The following is a 25,802-nucleotide window of genomic DNA, read 5'->3' as shown; positions in this document are numbered from 1 at the left end:
AATCAGCTAATTTATTCACAATAAAATTATGTAAATGTTTGTTAAAGCACTTGCTTTGTGTAATGAAACATGGGAATATAGTAATTGTATTTTAGTGAGTAAATCACTTTCCAACACTACATCGGTAGCTGCTTGGAGCGCAACGGACAATAGTCCGTTGCGCGGGGTTCAGAGAGTTGGATAATCGAAATTTCATCGTCTCATCCTTAAACCCATTTCCGTACAAACGCCATTTAGCTGAATGTCCCATTCTTGAATGGGTAGCTGCGGCAGATAAGCAAATTCAAACACAATTCCAATTGTAGGCTTTGACGCCCACTCAGGTGAACTCAGGAGGCGATCGTAATAACCGCCACCATATCCAAGTCGATACCCGCGCCCATCGCAAGCAACAGACGGAACCAGAATTAAATCTACCTCATTGGCGTTTAAAATTGGCAAATCCGGGTGAGGTTCACAAATCCCATAATTTCCCTTGGTGAGGGGTTCTCCGGGTTTCCAGATATGCCAGTTCATAGAATTGCCAACACAGCGAGGAAATCCCCATCGGCGCTTATCGTCAACTAATTGACTGAGATCTGGTTCTTGTCGAAAACTAAAATAAGCCAGGATTGTCTGCGCCGGGGTAAACAAAAGTGAGGATTGGAGGTGGGTGCAGATGCGATCGCACTTTTCCCTCGACTCTTCTACAGACAAAGATTTTCGCTTTTGGAGAATAGTACGGCGTAATTCGGCTTTATTTACTTGATTATTAACTTTATCCATACCTTATTTATCAAGGCAACTCAAAATCATCGGTAAAAGGATTGGTAAATCTTACTCCCTCAACGATCGCACCTGAGTTAAAATCCTCACTATAAACTTCTAAAATTTGGTTTAGTCTAGCAGTAGCCCAGATTTGAGCATCCCAATATCCGAAATTATGAGTTTCCACACCCCGAATCGCTTCTAAACTAATTAGCTGCGTCACATCAACCACATGACAAGCTGCCAAGTAATTCCGCATCCGTCCCAGCGCCTCAGCAGGAGTCAAAAGGGGACGTTTTGCCCGGGTAGTTGCCCTGAAAAATTCCCCAATAACTTGGGTACTAATTACAGCGCGATTAGTACGAATTAGTTTATCGACAACCTCAATTGCCCGATCCTGTTTTGTCCGATCTAAAGAGTCATATATATAGACGAGAATGTTAGTATCCAGCAAAATTTTACCGTTCATAGAGGTCTTCCCGTCGCCAGTCTCGTCCTCCAACGAGAGAAGGTTGGTTTTTGATGCTGTTAATAAACTCTTTCTCGGTTTCCCAAGCAGCAAGATTCGTTTGAGGAACAGCGATCGAACCAATATGCAGATCGATCGCTTGGCGAATAATTTCCGCTTCACTAATGTTTGCTTGTTGGGCGATCGCCTTTAGCAGGTTTTCTTGACGCGGTTCTATGTATATTTGCTTGCGGATTTTAGCAGACATGATTTTGCTAGCTAGCTATATACATTATATTATACATCATTATATTAATTTTTTGTAAAGTTATCTGAAGTCCCTTTAAAAACAGTGTAAAATTCCTATATAAAACTAAAAATCTAGCCGTAAGTTTAACAATTCCGAAATATAACTCAAATTAAATATAAAACAATAGTTCTTCCTTATCAAAATAAATATAGCATAAAAAAATTAAGCCTGTCAATAGGTTTATCTATATATTTTTGCGAATCAGATGGGAGAGAATGGGGTAATGCGATCGGACTTGTGTGTATGTAATAAATAGGATGGACTGATATCTTGCACTACGCATTCCACCCGCCTTGGACTCAAGTCCAAGGCTAATAGCGAAAGTCGTCTTTAGACGACTGGAGTTAGTTACAAGTCTAGTAAAATGGAAAAAAACCTTTCTTTATTTAGTCCACTTGAGTGGACTTTCGCTCTTAGCCGTGGAATTGATTCCACGGCGGGCTGAATGCGTAGCGCAAAGATTTGAAGTCTCATAAATAGCCTCTTTATCACCCTAGCCAACAAATACAGCCTTGTTCAGGTGACTGAGGTGCAGAGAAACTCGGTTTCGCAGAAGAAACCAGGTTTCTGGAGCGGAGACAATTACCCTCACTTGTTGATTGGGGAGAAGGTTTTTGGCTCTTCCGTACTTACTATGCTATTTGAGTAGAGGGGGAGAGGGGGAGAGTGGGAGAGGAGAAAAGAAATAAAAATGTTCTTAAGTGAACAAAAGCATAGCAACTCCGAAAGAGCCGAAATCCGGTTTCTTAGCCATATCTACAATTCTGTGAAGGGGTCTACCTGAGCGCACATTTTCCCACTCTTACATAATACTACAAAGAGATAAAAATAGCAAGAGCGATCGCAAAAAATCTTGGTACATAGTTGCGCTTTAGCGCTAAAGCGCAACTACGTACCTAATTACTCAGCGTGCTGACGATACCAATCGATCGTATTCTTCAACCCTTGCTTAAACTCGATCTGCGCCGTAAACCCAAACTTCTCCTTCGCCCGTTCCGTATCCAAACAACGACGCGGCTGACCGTTTGGCTGATCCGTTTCCCAAACAATTTCCCCCTCAAATCCCATCAACTCGCAAATCAGTTCCACCAAATCGCGAATCGTAATCTCATAATTAGTTCCCAAGTTCACCGGGTCAGACTCATCGTAAGACACAGTAGCCATCGCAATTCCCCGCGCCGCATCATCTACATAGAGAAACTCGCGACTGGGACTGCCATCTCCCCAAACAGGTAACTGTTTATCTCCCCGTTGTTGTGCCTCGTGAACCTTGCGAATTAACGCCGGAATCACGTGAGAACTGCGCGGATCGAAATTATCATCTGGGCCGTACAAATTCACGGGCAACAAGTAAACCCCATTAAAACCGTACTGCTGCCGATAAGATTGCAGTTGCACCAATAAAGCTTTCTTGGCAACACCATAAGGCGCATTCGTTTCTTCTGGATAACCATTCCAAAGATCATCCTCTTTAAACGGAACAGGCGTAAATTTGGGATAAGCGCAGATAGTACCCACGCAGACAAATTTTTCCACACCTGCTTGATAGGCGGCGTGAATTAATTGCACGCCCATCATCAGATTGTCGTAGAATAACTCACCTGGTTTTTCCCGATTTAAACCAATACCGCCAACGTGCGCCGCCAAGTGAACGATAACATCTTGCTGTTGGACAACTTTTTGACAAGCTTCCATCGATCGCAAATCGTACTCGCGCGATCGCACCACAGTAATCTTCTGCTCATCAGCCCCAGCTTCACACAATTCTCGGATGACTTGGCGGCCTAAGAAACCAGCCCCGCCAGTGACCAAAATTCGTTTATCTTTCAAATCTAAACCTGTCATATCTCGATCCTCATCTGTCGGGGCTTTATTCCATCAATCCATAAGGCTGCCTATTTCTTCACGAATAGTAGCAATGTCTGGCGCAAATTTGGCTCCCTTACCATCAGGTAAAGTCAGTCCTAATCTCTGTAAATCTGCTTCTACCATCAAAGCAACTAACTCTGGAAATGTCACAGAAGGTTCCCAACCCAACTTTTGTTTCGCCTTAGAGGGATCGCCAATCAGCAACTCAACCTCAGCTGGGCGCAAATATCGCTCATCAAACTCCACATAGTCGTGCCAATCTAAATTGACATAACCAAAAGCCAAATCCAAAAATTCCCGAATCGAGTAAGTTTCACCCGTCGCAATTACATAATCATCTGGCTGATCTTGCTGTAGCATCAGCCACATCGCCCGAACATAATCCTTAGCATAACCCCAGTCCCGCTTAGAATCGAGATTGCCCAGGTACGTCTTTTTCTGCTTCCCCGCTACAATACGCGCGATCGCCCGCGTAATCTTCCGCGTCACAAAGGTCTCACCTCTACGGGGACTTTCGTGGTTAAACAGTATCCCATTACACGCAAAGAGCCCGTAAGACTCCCGATAATTCACCGTTTGCCAGTGCGCGTAAAGCTTAGCGCAAGCATAAGGACTCCTTGGATAAAACGGCGTCGTTTCCTTCTGCGGCACCTCCTGCACCTTACCAAACATCTCAGAAGAACCCGCCTGATAGAACCGCACCTCAATTCCCGTGCGATGCTGATAATCCCGAATCGCCTCCAACAGACGCAGCGTCCCCATCGCCACCGTATCAACCGTGTACTCTGGCGAGTCAAAACTAACACGAACGTGGGATTGAGCCCCCAGGTTATAAATTTCTACTGGTTTGACTTCCTCCAGAATCCGGCGCAGCGTCGTTCCATCCGTTAAATCGCCGTAGTGCAGAAACAACCGCGCTGTCGGATTATGCCGATCTACATACATATGATCGATCCGGTCTGTATTGAACGTAGAAGTCCGCCGGATAATCCCATGAACCTCATAGCCTTGTTCGAGCAACAACTCACTCAAGTAAGATCCGTCTTGACCCGTAATGCCAGTGAGTAATGCTCGCTTCCTTTGTGTCATCTTCCCAATTCCCCAGCAATCTTTAAATTAAAACACATCTCTTGCAGGCGCTGCCTTCTCCACGACTGACTTGCAGATTAAACAAAGTCGGCTAATGTCAGAACTGGGGCAATCCACCTGCATCCGTTGTAATTCCTGCTTTCTTCGCTTCCTACTGGAGGCGAAGGAGTAGCAGGGTTTCAACCTTTTCCTACCTTAACTCATAGTCTCAGGTCAAGTATCAAGAAACAATGTAGTTTTTGCAAATTATTATTATAATTTGCATCATTGTCTAAGTCTTCTAATAAATTTAGGACTTACGTAGCTAGCTTAAGGAGCCAGAGGCAATCAGCTTCAATAGTTATTAAGTTTGAAATTGGAGTTTTTAATTCAACCTTTGTGTTTACTTTAACTTCAAAGTTCAAACTTCACACTTTTGATTTTTCTTCGTTCCTTATTTCTAGAGCGAGCCCGTAAGCCCTAATCTTTTTACGAGCTAAATATAGCTCTTAGTAAGCGCCGTTATTTGTAGGAAAAATCACAACCCCAATGGTTTTGAAAATCACCCACAAATCTAGCCATAAATTCCTGAAATTGACATAGTAGACATCAATCTGAACTCGCCGTTCGTATGGAATATCATTACGTCCAGAAACTTGCCACAGCCCTGTAATACCGGGCTTAATGGTCAAAATTTTATCAATATGGCGACCGTACATGAACAGCTCCTCCACAACTAAAGGTCGGGGGCCGACAACGCTCATGTCCCCCTTTAAAACGTTCCAGAACTGGGGAAATTCGTCCAGGCTGGTTACCCGCAAAAATTTTCCTATACAGGTAACGCGGGGATCATTTTTAAGTTTGAAATTGCCCTCGAATTCTGACCGCAACTCAGGCGAGGTTTCCATCATCTCCCGGAGGATTTCATCCGCATTGGTAACCATTGTTCTGAATTTAATACAGCCAAAAGGCTTGTAATTTTTACCAATGCGTTTCTGCCTATAAAAAATCGGGCCTGGGGAACCGATCGCAATTAGAGAGGCTAACAGCAGGTATACCGGGGAAAACAGGATCAAAACCAATGAGGAAAACACAATATCGAACAGCCGCTTGGCAAATTCCCCTTTTAGATCCTCAAGAGACAGACCTGTGTCTCTGCTTGTAAGCACTCTGGGCTGCAAACCACGCTTCTTAAACCCCCGAAATAGCTTGCCGGAGATCAACGGGCTTTCGGCAGTCATTTTACTCCTTACACTACTTCACACCACACACAGTCCACATCATAAAGCCTTAAGACACTTTAAGAGGAGAGAATGAGGAAGTCAAAAGTCAAAAGTCAAAAAAAACAGGGGACAAGGGGAGTGTCAAGAGGATAAGGATCTATAGCGCTTCGCGCGATTTGAATCGGCGATAGGCGCTAGAGACAAAGGCCAGGTAACGCTTTTCAAAGATTGTTGGCCCAAACTTAGCTGCTTGCGATCGCGCCATCTCTGGATTGAAATTACCCTCCTCCGCCTCAAAAGTCTTGACAGCTTCCACCAAAGCTAGTTCCGATTGCGCCCAAAAAAATAAGCCAGTACCAGTATCGGGGTATTCCCGAATGTCCCGCACCGTTTCCGTCGCACCCCCAGCACCGTAGGCAATCACTGGCGTCCCGCAAGCTTGAGCTTCCACCAGAGCAATACCAAAATCTTCACAAGCCCCATACACAAACGCTTTCGCTCCGGCCATGTATTGCTCGACCACCGCATCTGGCTGTGGCCCCATCACCTGCACGTTGGGGCGGGCCAGCTCGCGGAGTTTTTTCAACTCTGGGCCAGTACCAATTACTACAAGAGGGCGTCCCAGCTCGTTGAAAGCCTTAACAATTAAAGACACTTTCTTGTAACTCACCAGCCGGGAAACGGTCAGGTAAAAATCTTCTTTCTTCTCTTGAAAGGTAAATCGCTCAATATTGACTGGCGGATAAATTACTTCCGAACGGCGGCGGTAACACCGCCAAATCCGCGTCGCCGTGTGTTTGGAGTTGGCAATGAAATAATCCACGCGATTCGCTGATAGGACATCCCACTGGCGCAGCCGATGCAGCAAATACCGCGTCAGGATGCCCTGGATGCCTCTCCCCATCGTACTACTGCCAAGATAATCAAAAGTCAAGTCCCAGGCGAAACGCATAGGCGCATGGCAGTAGCAGATGTGCAGCTGCTGCGGCGTCGTAATCACACCTTTAGCGACAGTGTGGGAGGAAGAAAGTATTACATCATACCCGCGTAAATCCAGCTGCTCGATCGCTAGCGGTAAAAAGGGCAAATATTTCTGCACCCCCTTACGGGCAAAAGGAAAGTGTTGTAAAAAGGTCGTGCCAATAGAGCGCTGATATAAATAGCTCTCTGGATTGGTCGATTCAAAGTCAATCAAGGCGTAAAGCTCGGCATCTATATGCCTCAAGATTTCCCTCACAACCAGTTCTGAACCCCCGGTGGCTTTGGGCGTCAACCACTCGTGGACGATCGCATATTTCAACACCACAGCAAACTTTAGCGAAACAATTTTAGATTTTCAGCAGACCGAAAGCGAACCATCATCGCCTTAAATTATATTATCTTTAATAAAATCTTTGGTTGTACTGCTTTCGGATCTTATATAAATGTATGTTTTTGGTTCTTTTATTTTTTCAGTCTTACACATTTTTTCCGCTCGCAGCCACAAGTCTGTATCCTCAAAAATATCCATCTTCCTAAAACCATTTAGATCAAAGAAAATATCTCTTTTGCCAAAAAAAGTCGCCCCCAATACACACTCACTTAAGTTAATAAGCTGATTTGGTTGGTAATAATCGGGAACCCACATTTCTCCTTCTATTTCCACCCCCCCTTCAATCAGGTCAATTTCTGGATGGTATTTCATATAGTCAAGACGCGACTGCAAATGCTTTGGCTTGTATTTATCATCGCTGTCAATGAATGTAATGTAAGTGCCAAATGATGCTTGTATTCCAGCATTTCTCGCATATCCAGCTTTCCGGTTTCTATGCTTCATGTAGCGAATTTTATCAAATTTATGAATCAACGGATCGATAATTTCAAAGGAATTGTCCTGACTCCCATCATCGACAATAATCAGTTCCCAATCTCGAAAAGTTTGATTAAGAACACTGTTGATACAATCGCTTAAATATTCAGCCCGATTAAAGGTTGGAAGGATAATCGATATTTCAGGAATTGCAGAAAAGTTTAGACGGCGCATTCTAGATGTACTTGATTTTTTACGAAGGATTCTGCTTTTTTGGCCACAGGTTTAATATAACCTGAATTCGTGCCAACCTAAAAAAGGATTTTAATCAATTAAACGCTCGAAGTAAAATTTATTGAAACAGATTAAAAAAATATGGAAAAAGGCTTAGGTATCAATACCCAGCCTTTGTAGAGGTAAATCTTTGTCTTTCTATACCTCTATGCCGATCGCAGATGTTAGAGGATGTTTGAGAAATATCAGACGAGCCCCCCTAGACCCCTTAAAAAGGGGGGAACAAAAGCCTCAAAGTCCCCTTTTTGAAGGGGGATTTAGGGGGATCTCCAAAGGGTTGGTGTATCGCAACCAACTTTTCAAACATCCTCATAGCTCGATCGACTAATCCACTTTTCTGAACCCGTGGGTCGCCAGAAAATTTGGCTTACAAAGAATGCACCCAGGAGCAGTTTGGAGGAAACTTCCAGCTTCAGCCCGATCGTCAAAAGGTGCAAATCGGTGGAACTATCTCAAAAATCCAACCCCCATTAGGGGGTCGGAAGAATATTAAGGATTTGTTGTTTGAGCAGCTAACATCTGCTTTAGTTTTTCTAACTCCTGCGCCCAACGGGGATCTGGTTGCACTGTGTCTGAGTTACCCGATGTGTTCCCGCCGCTACTGCTGCTGGCACCACGGTTCCTCTTTTTGTTGTTACGACGACCCTTGTCGCCGCTGGGAGCAGGACTGCTGCTGGGTGCCCTGTTGGCGGCGATCACTGGCTGTGGTGGAGGTGCATCCTCCTCACCTTGACCTTTAGAACGAGGTAATGCCTTTTCAATTTTTAAGGCACTCTCTTTGAAAACATAGCCGTTGAACTTTTCAATGAATTGATCGGCTTGCTCATCATTCGGCACAGTCACAAAACCGAAACCACGGCATTTGCCAGTTTTACGGTCTTTAATCACTTTAGTGGAGATGGAATCGCCAGCTTCAGCAAAAACCGTTTGTAGCTCTTGCCGATCGATTTCTTCTTTGGGCAGATTGCCTACATACAGACGAATAGACATGGAAGATCCTCCAGACTTTAGTTCAAAAAAACTTTATTGCCCAGCGCTCCCTGCGTGTTAGCTGAGGAGAAACTGGATTGACGAACGCTTAGACAGCCATAGAGACGTGCCCTCTGACCAATTGCCACCAAACAGCCGATCGCATGAAAAAACGCTCATTTATACTCAGTACCCAAGATTTTACACCTAACTTTAAGACATAAGGCTCTACTTTAAGCCAGTTAAAGTCAAGTGTTCTGTTCTTATCTTGCTTGCATGAAAAATTGACGCCATTCCTTAAGGTATCACGGCTTTTAGCATGGAACCAGTTCTCTGGATAGATTTCAGCCTCAGCTTCATATCTGTCACAGGTGGAGTACTCCTCCGGCAGAACTTGAGTTTTTACCATAGGCATTCCTACAGATTGTACGACAGGGCTAGTGATCTTTACCCACTAGCAAACAAAAACCAGCCTTTGGCTTTGGCTGGTTGAGCTTGCTGTGTTGGGAGGAGGAAATCCTGGTAGTCACGATCCTACGGACAAATATCTCTCTCACCCCAGTCTGTATGTTTTTACACCTATATAGCAGAACTAGAACCACTTTCACCCCACTGCTATAAAAGCTTTTGGGATTACTTTTCCACAGACAGGCTACTTCAGAAATTTGCCTCTTGCCCGATCTAGCACCAAGGAATTCCTGTAAAGAAATGTAACACGATTGCTAAATATTCTGCAACTTTTCTTTACATTAGGGTCAGTTTGGGCATTGGGAAAATTTATGAGCGAGTTTGGGATCGAAACTCAAAACTCTCAAGCCCCACCTTGGTAGATAATGTAAGCTCCCCAGACAGCAGCCGCCAGCCCTAAAATCGTAGACCAGATCGGGTGAAAGCTCTGAGTGGTTCTGCCAGTTTGCGTTTGTAGGGTGTCAATATCAATCCAGGGAGTGGCTCCCCGGCGAAACCAGCCCGTTGCGGTTAGAGGTCGATTCACCAAATCGCTAGGACGGGTTGAGTGCGGCCAGAAATTTCCAATTGGGCCAAACCTGGAGAAGTGGTGTAATTTGACCAACCCAGTTGCGGTTTGCAGAATTAGGTCTTGGCACAGCCAGTTACCGATCCCGGGACGCCCCAAGAGTTTTCCTTGCAGACGTACTGGCTGACTATCTACGGGTAAGGCAGCGGGGTTAGCGAGCAACTCTGGTAACAGCGCTTCACCTGGCAAGTTAAAAGGTTTGATATCTGGAAAAAAAGAATTAATCCGCAAAAAGATGCCCATGCTTATGCCGATGAGCAGGGAACCGTATAAAAGCGATCGATCTCCCCACATCCAATCCAGTGGCCGAAATCTGATCGAGCTGCTAATCCCGCCAATCAACCACAATATCCCTGCAAGGGCTAAACCCAGAAAAACGCCAAAATAAGGCCAAGCTTGTAAGAAGAGTTTTGATTTTTGAGCGGTGAGGGAAGACTGGGAACTAAAGTTAAGTTCTGTTTCTACATTCCAGTAGCTGGCGTAGCGGGCTAATATTTGCAACCGCTTTCCCATTGGGGGATGAGAATTATTAATGGCTAAAGGGCGCGTCGAGGGGTTGAGGTAATCCCAGGCCAAAATCGGTTCTAGAGGAATAAGAGGATATAGACTGCCTAAAGTAATCGCCTGCCGATACCCCACTGGTGTCAAAAGTTCAAAACCCTCTAACAGATAACTTGTCTGTCCCTGTCGCTCCACATCATTAGCAATGCCCATCGCAATTTTCAGGAGTGCGCGGGTGAGTCCGTTGGGATTGCCAGTGATTTCGCAGGAGATGCGATCGCTATAGTAAACCCTCGCCCTTGACAACCACAAAATCGGGCAGCGAAATAGCCAGTAAATACCGTAACCCAACGCCGCAAACGCCCCTGCTACAAAGCGCAGGAATGAGTTTTGCGACTGATCTCCCAACGCGGCTACTCGCCAGTAGAAAATGTATGGAACCTGGAAAACCAGAACGCCCAGGGACATCAGTACAAAATCCCAGTGCAGAATATGCCCCAATTGAGCGGCATAAATGCTAGCGATTTCATCATCTGCCAATCGATCTAATAATCCTTGACTGACTGCAATTCTGGCAGTACGTCGCAAATTCCCATAAGTCAGCGCCAGCGGTGCAGAATCCGGTAACACGAATAAGGTGGGAACGGGCAGGCGTCGCTCGCGGGTAAAACCTTGCAGCACTCTAGCTGCTTCGGGACTGCGCTCGCTCAGCGTTTCTACTGATAATGACTTGAGGCCATAATAAGACCTCAGCAGTCCATCCATTAACCAGGGAGATGCCGCAACCAGCGCTAGAGTCGCTATTACTGCGGCAATGGGGACAAACCGCGTTGGGCTGCTATAGTAATCGTCGTTTTCGTAGATCACCCGCAGTTTAATTAAAAGATCGTTCGCGGTTTTGATGGCGAAGTTGAGGATGCCTCCAAGCGCCCAAAACACAGAGATAAACAGTGCGATCGCAGTTAATGCCTGCACTCCCCAAAGCTGCGATAAGTCAAAATGGAAACCTGTCTTTGCTGGTAAGCGTTGCCACTTCTTAGCCCGTCCAGCTTGTTTCCATTCAGCTTGATAAGGTGCTAGGTTTTCTTTTTTCTCCTCTACTGGCAAAGCATTTGCATCTGAATTAGGCGACAATTTCTCAGTTTGCTTGTCCGAATGCTTCGCCTCTGTAGGGACTCTTGATTGGGGATTGGGGAGTCTCCCCCGTTCAGACGCTCCCTTGCTCGGTTGAGGTGCGCGATCGAGCGGCACAAACCCAGATGATGGTAAATCAAGGTTTAGTCCTTCTATATCATCCCCTTTAGAGGAAACAGAGGGGGGTGGACTTAGAGGCACTTTTGGCCTATTAGAGGCCGTCAGCGCTGTCGGGTCCAGGGGGACAAAACCAGTCTCAGAAGAATTTTCCCCTGCTCCCCTGCTTTCTTCTGGGTAGCGGTCTGTAAAACTAGCCAGAGTGCGAAGGGCCCATTCCTTAACTTGGGGACTCGAATTTTTACTCAGAGTTTTACACAGGGCGATCGAAGAAGGAACATCGCCAATGCGTTCGTAAGCGATCGCTAAACCCATCTGAGCCCTAAAAATTGATTTTTGGTTCAGATCGATCTTGCAGACGCTTTCTAGGTCAGCGATCGCATCTTCGTAATTTCCCTGCTTCAGGGCGGCTAAACCAGCCTCCAGAGCGGGGTTTTCTTTGCCAGAAGTTTCCGCACCTTTTTCAGGCGGATCGGGAGGAAAAGCCATACAAGTTCAAAGCACCACAATCTCTTCCACCATAGCCTAAGTAGCATCTGCCTCGATCGGCAAACAGAAATCTCATATCCTTACACATCGTTAATGTAAGAGTAATATTTTCAAATTGTTTGTTGTCATCTGCGATTCAATTTTTACCACAGATGAAGACGGATGAACACAGATGAACACAGATAAGAGGGGAAATTTTTTGTCATGTTTTAAGGAGATGTAGCTTAATTGTAAGTTTAGTTAAAATCGGCTAATACTTTCCAATCGACTAGCCTGGTTTCTCAGAAACGCTGGTATTGAAAAAGCCGCTCTCTCTAAGCAACACCATAGTTAGTGTAAGGACGCTTGTAGGGAGGATGCAACCCCAAAACAATATCTTCTTTGGGAATACCCATAGACAATAGTTCTTCACCAACATCGATATCAGTAGTATTTTGCTGAAGCCAAATTTTGCCGTCTTTGATATCGAAGTGGGCTCTTCCGTACTTAGTGTGCTAAATTAACTTAAATTTATCCTCAAAACTTTGCTAGGTAAGGCTTTGAGATTATTTCCACCATTAGCTTGCTCTATGGTATGCGGCTTTGGGGACGATCGCTTTGAAATCCCAGCCAGCTAAGGTGTAAGGCACCAAAAAACTAATAATTTGGCACACTAAGTACGGAAGAGCCGGAAAGATAACGTTTTGAGACACACTTCGCCTGCCCCTGCGGTCTTAATGATAATATAGCAACTGCCTTGGCGGTTGCTATACTAGAAAACTTAAGCGGGGGAATTTTTTCTGACTGGGACTTTTCAAAAGTCCCAGTCATCAGAGTTAGATCTGCGGAATGTGGGTTTTGGGTAAGTGAGGTACAGCAAAACCGGGTGTACTTCATGCGACTGCAAGCCACTATATTTTACGCTTATAATGATTCTGGTTCTTGTCCGGCAACTACTGGAGCCGAAGCATTTAGCTTTAATTCCGGTTGATCTGCTTGTACTTGGTGCAAATTCCATTCATTTTTGAACAAAAGTACAGGTCGTCCCCAACTATCTTTTACCGTCACGGTATTGAAGAGTCGCCCAACTTTTTCTAAAGCTGACCAGCCACCAGCAACCCACCGAGCAACGCTATAAGGTAGCATATCTAACTGAGTCTCAACTCCGTATTCATTTTGCAAGCGGAACTGCACTACTTCAAATTGCAGCTGTCCTACCGCTGCTAAAATTGGGTCGCGCTTAGCTTCATCCACCGAGTACATGATTTGTACAGCTCCCTCTTCCCGCAATTCCGAAACGCCTTTGCGAAATTGTTTAAATTTAGAAGGATTTGGGTTTCTTAAGTAAGCAAACAATTCCGGCGAAAAACAGGGTATACCTTCGTACTCTAATTTCTGACCAGTGTAAATCGTGTCGCCGATCGCAAAAACGCCCGGATTGTTCAAACCAATTACATCGCCTGCATAAGCTTCTTCTATCGATTCTCTTTCTTGGGCAAACAGTTTCTGAGGTCTTGAAAGGCGTACCGTTTTGCCACTGCGGGCGTGACTGACAATCATGTCTTTTTCAAACTTGCCGGTGCAAACCCGGACGAAAGCGATGCGATCGCGGTGTCTTGGGTCCATGTTGGCTTGCAGCTTGAACACAAATCCCGAAAACTCGGGATATGTCGGCGTAATTTCGCCTATAGTGCTGTTATGGGAACCCGGCTTAAGGGCGCAGTCTAGAAAGGAATTTAGGAATAGTTCCACCCCAAAGTTGGTCATGGCACTGCCGAAGAACACAGGCGTCATTTTGCCATTGTGAACTTGCTCAAAATCCAATTCGGGGCCTAATTCTTCCAGAACTTCTAAATCTTCTTTAAGTTGGTAATAGAGGTCTGGCTCTAACAATTCCTCAATGCGGGGATCGCCTATATCCACAACAGTATCCTTAGCTTCGCGGCTGCCGTGGGCCATGCGCTCAAATAGGTGAATTTGGCGTTTCTGGCGATCGAAAACCCCTTGAAAGCGATCGCCCATCCCTATAGGCCAATTTACAGCATAAGTCTGCAAGCCCAATTCCCGCTCGATCTCGTCCAGCAATTCCAGAGGTTCGCGTCCGGGGCGATCGAGTTTATTGACAAAAGTGAAGATGGGAAGACTTCGCATCCGACAAACTTCAAACAACTTCCGCGTCTGGGTTTCCAAACCCTTCGCCGCATCAACCAACATCACCGCATTATCAGCCGCCGCCAGAGTCCGATAAGTATCTTCGCTAAAATCTTGGTGACCGGGAGTGTCTAGCAGATTAATCTGAGATCCCTGGTATTCAAACTGCAACACAGTCGAAGTAATCGAGATCCCCCGCTGTTGCTCCATCTCCATCCAGTCAGAAGTCGCCTTCCGCTGCGCCCGTCGCGCCTTGACTGCACCCGCTTCGTGAATTGCTCCCCCGTACAGCAAGAGCTTTTCAGTCAGCGTAGTTTTACCCGCATCGGGGTGAGATATAATCGCAAAGTTGCGCCGACGCTCAACTGCTGTTTGGAGTTCGCTTTCAAGTTCTGTGGTCATAAATGGCGCTTGCTAGGGGAATCTTCACCAGACCATTGTAAAAACAATTTGCTAGGTTTACACAGTATGGCTGAAACCGTCCTTTTGGACAGCCAAAATTTCTGGGCAATAGGATTGCGGCTAAAAATCTATGTCAACATTTCTTAACTCAGATCTTGCACCAGTTGCTCTGACCCGACGGGGAATCAATTCCCCGTCTCATAGCGAAAGTCGTCTAAAGACGACTGGATAAAATATTCAGTCCACTTAAGTGGACTTTCGCTATTAGCCTGGGGTTTGAACCCCAGGCGGGCTTTCAACACAGGTGCAAGAAGATCTAAATTAACTCGTTGCGAATTCGGTTTTCTCTGTTTGGTTTGCTGCTGCTTGGTGTAGCTGTTAACTGGGTAGTAAATATCGATCCTAACAAACCGTCCCTGCCAACCCCACTTAGAGTACGGAAATCTCCTCCCCCAGGCTGTTTGTTGAATATGATATCTTCGGAGCGAAACAATATAGTAGTTGATTCGATGAAGGATTGGTTGTATGTACGACTCGGATAAGCGCAAGCTTTTATCGTTACTGTCTCATGGTTCGATCTTTTTCGGGGCTCTGTGGGTGTTTATCGGTGTACCCTTAGCGGTATTGTTCGTATCCGATGACCCAGTTGTGAAGGAGAATGCCAAAGAAGCCCTTAACTTTCACATTAACATATGGCTCTATGAAGCCATTATCACAGTATTGTGGTTATCAATCATCGGTATTCCCTTGGCGTTGATCCTGCTGATTCCATTCTTCCTTTTCCATTGGGTACTACCAATTTTTGCGATTCTCCATATTCTCGGCAATGCCCAAGAACCTTACCGCTACCCATTTATCTTCCGTCTGGTGTAGCTTAGGGACAAAACCCTCGCCTGCGAGCGGGGCGGTAGCTAACCGAGTAGTTAGTTCCCCAACTTGTATCATGCCACTTTTCCTACCCTCAGCTGCCGCGCTTTGGGGGAAAGGTGGCAGGGCCGCTAAAAACAAAATTGCCCCACGGCTAAGGTGCTGTAGGGCAGAAGGACAGTTAAACGCTATCCACCAGTGTCCTCAAATACAGAACTGAAAATCTCTTGCTTTGTGCCGATTTATGGAGTGTCTATCTTGAGCTACCGTCGCGAGAGCTTTCTTATACGACTATATGCAGAGAATGCAGATAATAGTTTGCCCCCCAACCCAGCCCAAAGCCAACCAGGGAAAAAACAGACAAAATCCAAAACGTTTGCCAATCCCTAAAACCAGCCGTGAGCAGATCCAACCTGGCTAAGAGCCCGGCGGCGATTACAACCAAGGCATGGACAACAATATGAATCCAGATCACTAGCAAGGCAGTAAAAAAAGCCATGCTAATCGCTAAAATAAAAGCGCGGGTATCGGTACTTATAGAATAGACAAGACCCTTTCTAACGTTGGAAAAAGGGGAAGCTAAAATCTCAGCTAATAGCAATATCAAGGCTAGGGTCAACAGTAACGTATACCAGGGAACAGAGAATAAAACCCAGCCCAGAGTAGTATACGTAACCAGAAGTAGGGCTAGCGAGAGCCACGGGATTTTTTTCACAAGCAACTTTCGTGCATAACAGCCAGCTGAGCTGCAATGGTCACATGAATTAATTTATATCTCACATTCAGTAACTTTCTTTTTTCTTCCTAGCCTAAGAGTGCGTGTCTTCAAACTTCCCCTTCAGATTCACATCCCCCTAAATACCCCTTAAAAAGGGGGACTTAGACGCTCATTCTCCCCCTTTTTAAGGGGTTGGGGGGATCTCTGGGAAAAGAAAACACACTCTAGCCCCTATCCCCTTCTTCTTCCCCATCTTACCCTAGCCCCTATCCCCTTCCCCCACGAGTTGCAGAAAATTAGAGCCAGATGGGTTAACTTTTGTTAAACATTTGTAAACTGTTAAGAAGCGCTACCGAGCATCATCTGTCTAGAGGAGTTTCTATGAAGCAACTTGTTATGGCCGAGCGCTTCTGCTTGATCGGTCATATTGTGTCAATGGCTTTTGGACTAGCAGGACTGCTGTTAGTTTTACCCAATCCGGGATTAATTTTAAGTTTACCGGCGTCTGGGCAAACCTTCTTCCAGTGGAGCATGGCTGGTGGTGGCGTTGTTTACATTGTGTTAGGAACGGCTGCTGTTGCCATTTATGCTTACCGCACGCTGGGGTGGTGGCGTTGGCTGGCCTTTATGGTGCCATCAGTCTTTATCTCGCTGGGGAGCGAATTGCTGGGAACCAGTACTGGGTTTCCGTTTGGTCACTATGGCTATCTCAGCGGTCTGGGATATAAAATTGCTGGGCTAGTTCCGGTGACGATACCCCTTTCTTGGTTTTATTTGGGGTTGGCTTCTTATTTGCTGGCTCGTACTGGTCTAAATTCAGAGGAGAAGCCGAGTTGGTGGCGTCATTTGGGTGCGATCGCACTTGGGGCATTGCTACTCACCTCTTGGGACTTTGTGCTTGACCCAGCTATGAGTCAAACGGCTGCACCTTTCTGGGAATGGAAAACACCAGGTGCTTTCTTCGGTATGCCTTACCAAAACTTTTTCGGTTGGTTCGGAACAGGTGCCGTGTTCATGACAGTGGCTGCTATTTTGTGGAGCAAGAAACCTTTTGCAAACCAAGATGCCTACAGTACGCTAACGCGAGATGCCTCTAGCACGCTAACGCGATCGCAATTAAATCTACCCCTAACCGTTTATTTGGGTAACTTCGCCTTCGCAACGGTGATGAGCTTGGCAGCGGGAATTTGGATACCCGTTGGATTGGGTTTGCTGCTGGGTGTTGCGCCTGCGGTCACCCTTTGGTGGGTAACAAAACCAGCATCGGCTAGCGCCGCCCTCAACCTAGCAGTTAACACCGCGACTGCTAATTTAGCCTCTTCTGAAACCAGCCGGAAAACTGAAACCCCAGTCGCTTCTGTGGGGGTTGCTCAGAAGTGAGCTTTTGGTTAACAAACTTCTTGACAGAAGATTTCAAAAGTGCTGTAACTTTGGTGCTGCTGATCGTTCAAGCACCAGCAGTATTTATCCTAATCTCGCGACTGCTAAAAGGCCCCGGTCGCCATCCTCCCATAGAACCCCTTAGTGCCACCCCAGAGCTTTTGGGAGCAGTGAGCGTGGTGGTTCCCACGCTCAATGAGGCCGATCGCATTGCCCCCTGTCTGGCCGGTTTAACTCGCCAAGGCTACGAAGTGCGGGAAATTATTGTGGTAGACAGCCACTCCCAAGACGGCACCCCCGATTTGGTGAAGGCTTCCCAGCAAAAAGACCCGCGATTTCGTCTCATTGCAGATGACCCCTTACCAGAGGGCTGGGTGGGGCGTCCTTGGGCTTTGCATACGGGTTTTCTGCACAGTTCCGAAAAAAGTGAATGGATTTTGGGCATAGATGCAGATACCCAGCCTAGCCCAGGGTTAGTTGCCAGTTTAATAAAAACTGCTGAAGCTCAAGGATATGACCTGCTTTCCCTCTCGCCCCAATTTATCCTTCAATATCCCGGTGAGTGGTGGTTGCAACCAGCGCTTTTGATGACTCTGCTTTACCGATTTGACCCAGCTGGGACGGCTAACCAGTCGCCGGAAAGGGTGATGGCGAATGGTCAGTGTTTCCTCTGCCGTCGTTCTGTATTGGCGGCTGTGGGGGGATACGTCAGTGCCCGCAGTTCTTTCTGCGATGATGTTACCTTAGCCCGTTATGCTGCTTCTTGCGGGTATAAGGTTGGCTTTCTGGACGGTGCCAAGGTGTTAAAGGTGCGGATGTACGACGGTGCAGTCCAAACTTGGCGGGAGTGGGGGCGGAGTCTCGATCTCAAAGACGCTTCTTCGACTCCTCAACTTTTAGGAGATTTGTGGCTGCTGTTTAGCCTCCAGGGTCTACCACTGCTGATTGTACTAAGTTACCTCTTCCCGATAATTGCAAATTGCAAATTGCAGATTGTAAATTGTATTTTCAATCCGCAATCTGAAATCTTCAATTTGAAATCCCTCTCCTCTCCTTCTCTTCTGTTGTTAGGACTGAATTTATTTCTCTTAGCAATTAGGTTTGCCTTGCTATTGGCGATCGCACCATCTTACGAAAACAACAGGCAAAAGACAAAAGATAAAAGTAAAAAATATTTTGTCTTTTTACTTTTACCTTTTTACTTTTACCTTTCTCCCTTGGCAGACCCCTTAGCTTTTCTGCGAATTTTGCTATCCTCCCTCCAAACGCCTACTCAATGGCGCGGACGACGTTACGATCGAATGAAGCGATCGAACTAATAAGCTAACGCGCATCTAATTTGAATAATCACAATTTGTGAAACTCTTGTGGGGAGGGGGCAAGGCATCTTGCCCGCCTCATTTATACAACTTAGATGCGCGACAGCTTAGTTAGTTCCATTGGCTCTTGTTCGGAATGGATAATGGGTACGTTGTTGCGCTTTAGCGCTCTTAGAGCGCTAAAGCGCAACAACGTACCTGGGAGCGAAAAAACACCCTTTCATTTTCCATTTGCCATTAATCTACCCGTTCGAGTTGCCAGAGAATCTGATTTCCTTCTCGCCGCACCCGTGAGACAACCCAGTTACGCCAAACCCAATTATCTCCACGACTTGTAACTGCGCTGGTGTGGATATCCATCAAGTCTGCTAGTTCGGAACTGGTAATCAGGTAGCCTTTAGTAGCAATGTCATCGGCGATGCGTAGAATTTCTATTAGATTGCGGAGTTGAATGACTCTAACTTCACTGGATAAATTCTGGTTTGTTTCTGTCGGGGAGTTAGCGGTAGAATCGGTCATAGCCAAGTCGGTAGTGAGAAGGTTAGAGGATACATCACTGGATTGTAACTTTTCGTAATTATCGCCGTTTGTTGCCTCTGAACTAAATGCTTCTAATACTTCTGGCTGTCGCAGCGTAGGGCTTTTACCAATTGCAAAGGCCCGAGCGATCGCATCGCAGCGTTCGTTACCAACATCACCGGCATGACCCCGGACATACCGCCAGTCTACTTGCTTGCAATTGAGCGTGTCGAGCGCCTCCCACAGATCTTGGTTGAGTACGGCTTTACCTTGAGAGGTTTTCCAGCCTTTCTTTTTCCACCCTTTCACCCAGTCGGTAATACCCTTTTTGACGTATTCGCTATCGGTGTAAAGGGCGACGGGTTGGGTTTGTCCGGTTGCTGCGAGGAATTTGAGGGCTTGGATGGCGGCTTGCAACTCCATCCGATTATTGGTAGTTTGGGGCTCATCACCGCCGATCTCGCAAACAGAGCCATCCTGAAAATAGACTACAACGCCCCAGCCGCCCGGTCCGGGATTGCCGCTACAGGCTCCATCGGTGTAAAAACTTTCGATTGTGCGAAACGAAGACATTGTGGCGTTTCTCATATGAGTCCAACAGTTAAGGGGGCAAGGGGCAAGGGCTTATCTGCCAGTGATGGTAAAAGCAGCCCAATAGTAAGGATGGGCATAAGGGGGCTGGGATGAATTTATTTTATCTGGCTTTCCTTCCAGGAACATAGCCTGAAACCGTAGGTATTCGCTGACCCCAGGAGCGTATTCTGCCAACTGGATGGAGAGGTTTTTATACATCTGGGCTAGTTCGGTATTAGTGACGGTACGCAGCCACTGTTGGGCTTCTTTGAGGGCTCGATCGGGTGGAAGGTTAGCCTTTAGGCGTTGGTAGAATTCGATCGCTAACAAGGCGCTGGAATCTTCTGGAACCGTCCACAAGGTACTGAGGACATGGGATGCGCCTTGTCTGACAAAACCACTAATCAGTCCCACGTACTCTGTAGCGATCGTTTGGTTGCTAGTGACGGCGGTTTCGCAAGCACAAAGGCAAACTAGCTGGTAATTACTCAGGGGAAGCTGACAAATGTCTTCTAGCGTCAGTAAGTCTTTTCCAGTTAAGGCTAAAGCTGAAAGCTTGGGTGTGGCGAAGTTATAGCTACCGTGACCCGTGAAGTGAAAGATATTGTGTTTATCAAAAAGTGCTGCTATTACCTGTTCTTTTGTGGCGTCTTCGTCGGGGAGGCGCGTCGGATTGTCAAACATTTCGGTAATGGCAGCTGCCTCAATTTCAGGATAAAGCAGTTTTTCTAATCCCAGACTGTCGGGATATTCCACACTCAGCAATTTTTTTGTCTGCCACCCATCTTGCTCAACCTTGAGATTTAAACCGATTTTTGCACTGGGTAGATAGGTAATGGTGAAGTTATCTGGAAACAGGTAATGCAGGGGAAAGCGATGCAAGTCGCGGTGGGGAATCAATATCAGTTTGGTGATGCCTGCGAGTTCTTCGATAACTTCTGAGATATCGAGAATGTTACCTATATGGGTTAGCTTAGCTTCTAATTCTTGCCGCCAGGGATGATTTTTATCTTTGCTGCTGCGATATTCCTGGTATTGTTGATTCCAATCTTTTACCCAGTTTTCAAATTCTACTACGCGACTGGGAAATTTTGTTTCTTCAGCAACTGGGGGTTCTTTCAAAACAATGGGTTCTGGCGCGTTGTGTTTGAGAATAAAGGTATGTAGGGCAGATGGACTTAGATGCCAGTAAACTATTGCTGTTGTGGGATTGAGCAATTGTTGAATATCGACCCACTTAGGTGAGGTAATATTATCGCTCCAGTCGTCTAAAAGCCATGTTGAGCAGGCGTTTTTGTCTTTTTCTGCCAGTTCTAAAGCTTGCACGAATTGATTGGATTGAACGGCTAAATCAACGGTCAACTGGTTAAAGGGTACAAATTTAAGAGCCACTTGTTTTTTATACCAGTCAGAATAATTTTGCTCGTTGAGTAAGCGCTGCAATAAATCAGAACCGCGTCGTTGTAATTGTTCTGCTTCTGCTGTTTGTCCTAAACTCAAAAGGGCTTTAAAAAGGTCTTGCAATATTTCTAGATGCAGTTCGGGAAATCTGGCTTCTGTGAGAGTTTTGAGTGCTTCGCGATATTCTTCTACAGCTTTGCGCCAATATTCACGGGGTTTTGAATCGATGCAGCCTCGATCGTAGTAAGCTTGAGCGATATGTTTGTGCAGCCAAGCCCAGCCGTCTGGTTGAGTGTCTTGACGAACATATTTCAATCCTTCTTGATAGCTTGCTAATTGACCTTCATAGCCGCGTTGGTGCAAAGATGGGTTTTGTCTGGCGATCGCACTTGAGGAAGCCAGCAGAGGGTCAAAGAAGAGTGAAGTTGCAGCCGCAGCACCTCGGTTAATCCAGGCTTCCCATTTGTCAACCTTGATTTCTAGCGCTTTGTCAAAGCTAGCGATCGCTTCCTCATAGCGTCCCAACTTAGACAGCACAATACCTCGATTGTTCCAGACTTCTTGGTAATTGGGTTCGATCGCCACAGCGCGATCGAAACTAGCGATCGCTTCCTCATATTGTCCTAAGCTGTGGAGCGTTATGGCCCGATCGTTCCAGGTGTCGTAGTTTTCAGGCTTTATTTCAATAGCGCGATCGAAACTAGCGATCGCTTCTTCTAACTTCCCTAAGTCGTGTAGGGTTATACCCCGGTCGTTCCAGGCGTCGTAGTCGTCAGGTTTAATTTCAATAGCGCGATCGAAAGAAGCGATCGCATCTTCTTTGCGCCCTAACTCAGATAGGGCATTACCTCGGTTATACCAAGTTTCGGAATCGTCGGGTTTGAGGTCAACAACGCGATCGAAAGAAGCGATCGCCCCTTCAAAATCACCCGCCTCATACGCCCGAAGACCTTGATTAAACCAGAATTCTGCATCCTCTGTAGTCGATTCAGACGCTACAGTCCCTTGATCGATCAGCGCCTCAATAATGCTTTGCGGATCGGTTGTCGGAACTTCAAATATCTCAGCCATTTGCTTAGCTAAATCGGTATCCTGCTGTAAGATATCCCACAACCGATCGAGAGAAATAGGTTCCACTTCCTCTGAGAAATTTTCAACTCCAGCAACCGGAACGACTTCAAGAGGGTTTAAATTTGTGGGAATTTGTCGTGTCGGTTGTTGCCTATCTAAGCGTTCTAACAAATCGCCACCGATTTCACCAGCTACCTCTCCCAGTTCCCCACAGCCAACTTCAGCCAGTTGAAGCATAGCCACTGCTAAATCCTGATGGCGTGTCGGTGAAACCACCAATCTTTCGCCAAAGCCGCGCAACCACGACACCCATTGTTCCTCAGTGGTGCGCCCTTCTAACTCTGCCATAAATTTCAAAACTCGGTGCTGTTGCCACCCATGTGCCACACCTTCCAGCAGTTGCATGAAGAGAAACTCGTAATCGGCATTTTCTAAGGATTTGGCCGGTTCTGCCTGCTTCTGTTCCCTCATAAGCGACAAGTAGGCTTGCTTCTTCCTCCGTGCTGTTCGAGAAGACTGGCTTGAGGTGCTACTCCCAAACAAGCGCCGAAAGAACTGAACGATTCTCTGCCAAATTCGCCTTAACATCTACCGCCCTCTTGCATCGCATTGATTTCGATTTTAGACTTGTCTTAGCATTATCTAAAATCTAAAATCCAAAATCTAAAATCCAAAATCCAAAATCCAAAATCTAAAATCCAAAATCCAAAATTGCTTTAGCTTGGTTTGAGAGCTTGAGCTTTGTTCCAGCTAGCTAGAGCCTCATCGTTGCGGCCTAAGTTACTCAGCGCTACGCTGCGATTATACCAGGCTTCGTAGCGATCGGATTTCAATTCCAAGGCTTTGTCCCAACTGGCTAGAGCATCTTCCAGGCGTCCTAAGTTTCCCAGCACCAAACCTCGATTAAACCAAGCTTGATCATCTTTGGGTTCGATCGCCACAGCTTTGTCATAAGAAGCTAAAGCATCTTCCAGGCGTCCCACGTTCCCCAGCGCCACACCTCGGTTGTACCAAGCTTGCTGATAGTTTGGTTCAATTTCTAATGCTTTGTCGTAGCTTAATATCGCATCTTCCGCAGATCCTAACTTAAACAAGGCGTTACCACGATTATTCCAGGCATCGGATTTGTCCTGCTTGTATTGCAAAGCTTTGTCGTAGCTAGCGATCGCATCCTGAGTGCGTGCTAATTTAAACAAGGCGTTAGCTCGGTTATACCAGACTTCGTGGGCGTCTGGTAAAATTGCTAAAGCCTTGTCATAAGAAGCGATCGCTTCTTGAAAATCTCCATTATTAAATCGCTGAATACCTTGGTGGAACCATGCTTGTGCCTCTTGGGGGTCACCTGTATCCACGAAAGAGTTATTCGCTTGGTATGAATGGGGAGAGCGTGCGAGTAACTTTACACCGATTTCCTTGGCAATTTCGCCAAACTCGCCGCAACCAACCTCACCTAAATGCACCATCCCATTGGCTAACTGATGATTTGGGGTAGGGGAAGTCAGCAGCTTTTCACCAAAACCACGCAGCCACGCGATCCATTGTTCAACTGTGGTACGCTCAGCTAACGCCTCAAAAACTCTCAAAACCTGTTCCTGACGCCAACCATGATCGACCCCTTCCAGTAGCTGCATGAAAAAATATTCATAGTCGGCATCATTTAGAGGCCCAGTTTCTAATTGCTTGGTAGATTTTGTCGGTTGGGACTTTTTGCCGATGCCGGAACGCCGAAACCACCTCCTTAGCATTCGCCTCAGCGTACTGTAGGCATATCGCCAAAACCGCCCTTTCATTTTTCGCATCCCCGCTTTACCTTATTTACCAGATTTTATCGCCATAGTCAGATATGTTAAGACAGTATTTATAGCTCAACGCAACGAAGCGACTGTGTTTCCATTAAAGCCGAAGTTCAAGGGGCATTGTAGCTCGATCGCAACTTCATCTACTTCTGTACAAACCTCTATCCATCCGTACAAATCTACGAGACTTCACGGCATCCTTAGTTACTTCCTTACCGCTAGAAAATTATCTATAATTCTTTTTCCCCTCTGCCCCTCTGCACAAGCGCCCCTCTGCCCCTCTGCCACCCTGCCCCTCTGCCGCCCATTACTACTGCTTCCAAGAACTACTTTCGCATTTGATTAACTTATCAAGGGTTGCGATCGCAAGGCTATTTTCCGAACTACGGATTTGCTTTTCCATACCGATATTCGTTAATTCCATCCCCAGACGGATGATATAAGCCTTTTGTTCTTCTGTCTCGATTTTGCTGCGATCGAGTCCTTGGATGTTTGCCAGCAATGACTTTTGCAGATTGAAGTCAAACATTTTGGCGATCGAATTGACCGCATAACTTTGTTCCGGGCGAGCTGCTTGCAAAAGTTCCGCCATAGGACGACTCAGGATCGCCTGCTGAGTCATTTTGTCAGCCTGATTTTGCAGCCAAGCCTCAGAAGTGGAAATAGGCCAATCCGTAGTTTTCTCGTCTACCTTAGCAAAAGCGTGGGCTTCCGCGTAGGAAACCCGCCCATCTTTGTTATAGTCAGCAGAGGAGACTGGCTGACCTGTGCGACTGCGCCCGCTTAACCCGGCAAAGAAGCTGGAACTGTAATCGCGATAGTCGGCTTCGTTCACAGCAGGCGTACAGCCCACAGAAGGGCGAGTTTTCACGGTGGCGAAGAAGCCGCAACGGGTTTGCAGGGCAACTGGACGTTTGGGATCGCCCCCTTGGTAGATAAAATTAGCGAATGAGCCTGCGAAGCACTGACTCATCATGGTGACGACAGGTGTCCGATCGGGCAAGGAGTCTAGCATAGTGGCAAACTGCTGCACCGTCAGCAACTCCTTATTCCAGAGCATGAAGGCATTGTTATCTATATCTTCGGGATTGGGAATGCCATGTCCTGTGAAGTAGAGGAAAATAGATTTAGGGTTCTTACTCAGATCCTGAATGGAACGCTCCAAGTTGGCCATAGTTGATGCACCCTTGAGATTGGGAATCTGTGGCACTTTAAATTGCTGTTGTCCTGTGGGATCGAGATAGCGAACTGTCGCCTGTCCGTCATTGCCGTTGGCAAAGAAGGTGGACGCCGAGGCGGGATTGTAGCCCATTGCGCTTAAAGTACGCTGAAAGTAAAGAATGTTCTTTTCGATCGCAATTTCGTTCGCTTCCCGCGCTGGGCCACCGCCGAACGCCAAAAAATTTGTTTTCTCCTGTTGGGCTTGATTTTGTTTCTGCCCTTGACAAGTGGCTGCTACTTGTGCATTTACTCCAACACTGTTGGGATTTATGGCCGGGAGTTGCCAGCCTATAAATGTCCCCAGGGCTAAATTAGTAATGAGGTGGCGATGGCGTGAAAAATACTGCATGGTAATTTATATTGCGCTTCCTAAATCATTTTTTTGGCAGCAATGACCCATTAACGGATTTT

19 protein-coding genes and 1 pseudogene are annotated in these 25,802 nt (G+C 46.3%); 3 read left to right on the top strand and 17 right to left on the bottom strand.

Annotated elements, in window-relative coordinates; genetic code table 11:
• Window positions 1-192: 192 nt before the first annotated feature.
• The 13 genes and pseudogenes from LAY41_RS04595 to prfC all read right to left on the bottom strand — a co-directional run bounded on the left by LAY41_RS04595 (window position 193) and on the right by prfC (window position 14,526).
• The gene (locus LAY41_RS04595) at window positions 193-765 is read right to left on the bottom strand and encodes a 5-formyltetrahydrofolate cyclo-ligase (RefSeq protein WP_249094639.1); all 573 of its coding nucleotides are present in this window, start codon (window positions 763-765) and stop codon (window positions 193-195) included.
• A 10-nt stretch (window positions 766-775) separates the two neighbouring features.
• On the bottom strand, window positions 776-1,216 hold the full coding sequence (locus LAY41_RS04590; protein WP_249094636.1) for a PIN domain-containing protein: 441 nt from the start codon (window positions 1,214-1,216) through the stop codon (window positions 776-778).
• Complete coding sequence (locus LAY41_RS04585) at window positions 1,206-1,463, bottom strand: hypothetical protein (RefSeq protein ID WP_249094633.1); 258 nt, start codon at window positions 1,461-1,463, stop codon at window positions 1,206-1,208. The genes LAY41_RS04590 and LAY41_RS04585 overlap by 11 nt, the downstream gene beginning before the upstream one ends.
• Before the next feature lie 942 nt (window positions 1,464-2,405).
• A complete protein-coding gene (locus LAY41_RS04580) occupies window positions 2,406-3,350 on the bottom strand; it encodes a GDP-L-fucose synthase family protein (RefSeq protein WP_249094630.1) in 945 nt (314 codons plus the stop codon).
• Window positions 3,351-3,383: 33 nt separating this feature from the next.
• Window positions 3,384-4,463, bottom strand: coding sequence for a GDP-mannose 4,6-dehydratase (gene gmd / locus LAY41_RS04575; protein WP_249094629.1), 1,080 nt, complete (start codon window positions 4,461-4,463; stop codon window positions 3,384-3,386).
• A 488-nt stretch (window positions 4,464-4,951) separates the two neighbouring features.
• Window positions 4,952-5,683, bottom strand: a complete 732-nt coding sequence (locus LAY41_RS04570) for an undecaprenyl-phosphate galactose phosphotransferase family protein (RefSeq protein WP_249094627.1) — start codon at window positions 5,681-5,683, stop codon at window positions 4,952-4,954.
• Between the two features lie 139 nt (window positions 5,684-5,822).
• Window positions 5,823-6,971 (bottom strand): glycosyltransferase, encoded by a 1,149-nt coding sequence (locus LAY41_RS04565; protein ID WP_249094624.1) that lies wholly within the window; start codon window positions 6,969-6,971, stop codon window positions 5,823-5,825.
• Window positions 6,972-7,031: 60 nt separating this feature from the next.
• Window positions 7,032-7,688: a glycosyltransferase family 2 protein gene (locus LAY41_RS04560; protein ID WP_249094622.1), complete on the bottom strand. Its 657-nt coding sequence runs from the start codon at window positions 7,686-7,688 to the stop codon at window positions 7,032-7,034.
• Between the two features lie 549 nt (window positions 7,689-8,237).
• A complete protein-coding gene (locus LAY41_RS04555) occupies window positions 8,238-8,738 on the bottom strand; it encodes an RNA recognition motif domain-containing protein (RefSeq protein WP_249094620.1) in 501 nt (166 codons plus the stop codon).
• Window positions 8,739-8,826: 88 nt separating this feature from the next.
• Entirely contained in the window at window positions 8,827-9,126 is a 300-nt protein-coding gene (locus LAY41_RS04550; RefSeq protein ID WP_249094616.1) for a hypothetical protein, read from the bottom strand.
• A 402-nt stretch (window positions 9,127-9,528) separates the two neighbouring features.
• On the bottom strand, window positions 9,529-11,994 hold the full coding sequence (locus LAY41_RS04545; RefSeq protein WP_249094614.1) for a zinc metalloprotease HtpX: 2,466 nt from the start codon (window positions 11,992-11,994) through the stop codon (window positions 9,529-9,531).
• 314 nt (window positions 11,995-12,308) lie between these two features.
• Window positions 12,309-12,467: pseudogene (locus tag LAY41_RS04540) on the bottom strand (element excision factor XisI family protein); the annotation flags it as partial.
• 430 nt (window positions 12,468-12,897) lie between these two features.
• Window positions 12,898-14,526, bottom strand: coding sequence for a peptide chain release factor 3 (gene prfC, locus LAY41_RS04535; protein ID WP_249094612.1), 1,629 nt, complete (start codon window positions 14,524-14,526; stop codon window positions 12,898-12,900).
• A 525-nt stretch (window positions 14,527-15,051) separates the two neighbouring features.
• Here prfC and LAY41_RS04530 point away from each other — a divergent pair.
• The 3 genes from LAY41_RS04530 to cruG all read left to right on the top strand — a co-directional run bounded on the left by LAY41_RS04530 (window position 15,052) and on the right by cruG (window position 18,810).
• Complete coding sequence (locus LAY41_RS04530) at window positions 15,052-15,399, top strand: DUF4870 domain-containing protein (RefSeq protein ID WP_249094610.1); 348 nt, start codon at window positions 15,052-15,054, stop codon at window positions 15,397-15,399.
• A 1,093-nt stretch (window positions 15,400-16,492) separates the two neighbouring features.
• On the top strand, window positions 16,493-17,491 hold the full coding sequence (cruF, locus tag LAY41_RS04525) for a gamma-carotene 1'-hydroxylase CruF (protein ID WP_249094608.1): 999 nt from the start codon (window positions 16,493-16,495) through the stop codon (window positions 17,489-17,491).
• Window positions 17,488-18,810, top strand: coding sequence for a 2'-O-glycosyltransferase CruG (gene cruG / locus LAY41_RS04520; RefSeq protein ID WP_249094606.1), 1,323 nt, complete (start codon window positions 17,488-17,490; stop codon window positions 18,808-18,810). Before cruF ends, cruG begins: the two co-directional genes overlap by 4 nt.
• 237 nt (window positions 18,811-19,047) lie before the next feature.
• Here the strand turns inward: cruG and rnhA are convergent, their stop codons facing one another.
• The 4 genes from rnhA to LAY41_RS04500 form a co-directional block, all read right to left on the bottom strand.
• Window positions 19,048-19,902, bottom strand: coding sequence for a ribonuclease HI (gene rnhA, locus LAY41_RS04515; protein WP_249094604.1), 855 nt, complete (start codon window positions 19,900-19,902; stop codon window positions 19,048-19,050).
• Window positions 19,903-19,953: 51 nt separating this feature from the next.
• On the bottom strand, window positions 19,954-22,962 hold the full coding sequence (locus LAY41_RS04510) for a CHAT domain-containing protein (protein WP_249094601.1): 3,009 nt from the start codon (window positions 22,960-22,962) through the stop codon (window positions 19,954-19,956).
• Between the two features lie 128 nt (window positions 22,963-23,090).
• Window positions 23,091-24,164: a tetratricopeptide repeat protein gene (locus tag LAY41_RS04505; protein WP_249094599.1), complete on the bottom strand. Its 1,074-nt coding sequence runs from the start codon at window positions 24,162-24,164 to the stop codon at window positions 23,091-23,093.
• 316 nt (window positions 24,165-24,480) lie between these two features.
• On the bottom strand, window positions 24,481-25,740 hold the full coding sequence (locus LAY41_RS04500; protein ID WP_249094596.1) for a Caspase domain-containing protein: 1,260 nt from the start codon (window positions 25,738-25,740) through the stop codon (window positions 24,481-24,483).
• Window positions 25,741-25,802 lie beyond the last annotated feature (62 nt).

Origin of the sequence: Argonema galeatum A003/A1 (genome assembly GCF_023333595.1) — a bacterium.
In the GTDB taxonomy this organism is placed as follows: Bacteria; Cyanobacteriota; Cyanobacteriia; order Cyanobacteriales; family Aerosakkonemataceae; genus Argonema; species Argonema galeatum.
This window is presented reverse-complemented; position numbering and strand designations above follow the sequence as displayed.

What these genes read in the sequence shown, in the direction of transcription:
- LAY41_RS04505 (WP_249094599.1), bottom strand. Translation starts at nt 24,164, where the DNA reads ATGAAAGGGCGGTTTTGGCGATATGCCTACAGTACGCTGAGGCGAATG.
- LAY41_RS04555 (WP_249094620.1), bottom strand. Translation starts at nt 8,738, where the DNA reads ATGTCTATTCGTCTGTATGTAGGCAATCTGCCCAAAGAAGAAATCGAT.
- LAY41_RS04545 (WP_249094614.1), bottom strand. Translation starts at nt 11,994, where the DNA reads ATGGCTTTTCCTCCCGATCCGCCTGAAAAAGGTGCGGAAACTTCTGGC.
- LAY41_RS04500 (WP_249094596.1), bottom strand. Translation starts at nt 25,740, where the DNA reads ATGCAGTATTTTTCACGCCATCGCCACCTCATTACTAATTTAGCCCTG.
- gmd (WP_249094629.1), bottom strand. Translation starts at nt 4,463, where the DNA reads ATGACACAAAGGAAGCGAGCATTACTCACTGGCATTACGGGTCAAGAC.
- LAY41_RS04550 (WP_249094616.1), bottom strand. Translation starts at nt 9,126, where the DNA reads ATGGTAAAAACTCAAGTTCTGCCGGAGGAGTACTCCACCTGTGACAGA.
- LAY41_RS04510 (WP_249094601.1), bottom strand. Translation starts at nt 22,962, where the DNA reads ATGTTAAGGCGAATTTGGCAGAGAATCGTTCAGTTCTTTCGGCGCTTG.
- LAY41_RS04580 (WP_249094630.1), bottom strand. Translation starts at nt 3,350, where the DNA reads ATGACAGGTTTAGATTTGAAAGATAAACGAATTTTGGTCACTGGCGGG.
- LAY41_RS04570 (WP_249094627.1), bottom strand. Translation starts at nt 5,683, where the DNA reads ATGACTGCCGAAAGCCCGTTGATCTCCGGCAAGCTATTTCGGGGGTTT.
- LAY41_RS04595 (WP_249094639.1), bottom strand. Translation starts at nt 765, where the DNA reads ATGGATAAAGTTAATAATCAAGTAAATAAAGCCGAATTACGCCGTACT.
- LAY41_RS04590 (WP_249094636.1), bottom strand. Translation starts at nt 1,216, where the DNA reads ATGAACGGTAAAATTTTGCTGGATACTAACATTCTCGTCTATATATAT.
- prfC (WP_249094612.1), bottom strand. Translation starts at nt 14,526, where the DNA reads ATGACCACAGAACTTGAAAGCGAACTCCAAACAGCAGTTGAGCGTCGG.
- LAY41_RS04585 (WP_249094633.1), bottom strand. Translation starts at nt 1,463, where the DNA reads ATGTCTGCTAAAATCCGCAAGCAAATATACATAGAACCGCGTCAAGAA.
- LAY41_RS04530 (WP_249094610.1), top strand. Translation starts at nt 15,052, where the DNA reads ATGTACGACTCGGATAAGCGCAAGCTTTTATCGTTACTGTCTCATGGT.
- rnhA (WP_249094604.1), bottom strand. Translation starts at nt 19,902, where the DNA reads ATGTCTTCGTTTCGCACAATCGAAAGTTTTTACACCGATGGAGCCTGT.
- LAY41_RS04560 (WP_249094622.1), bottom strand. Translation starts at nt 7,688, where the DNA reads ATGCGCCGTCTAAACTTTTCTGCAATTCCTGAAATATCGATTATCCTT.
- cruF (WP_249094608.1), top strand. Translation starts at nt 16,493, where the DNA reads ATGAAGCAACTTGTTATGGCCGAGCGCTTCTGCTTGATCGGTCATATT.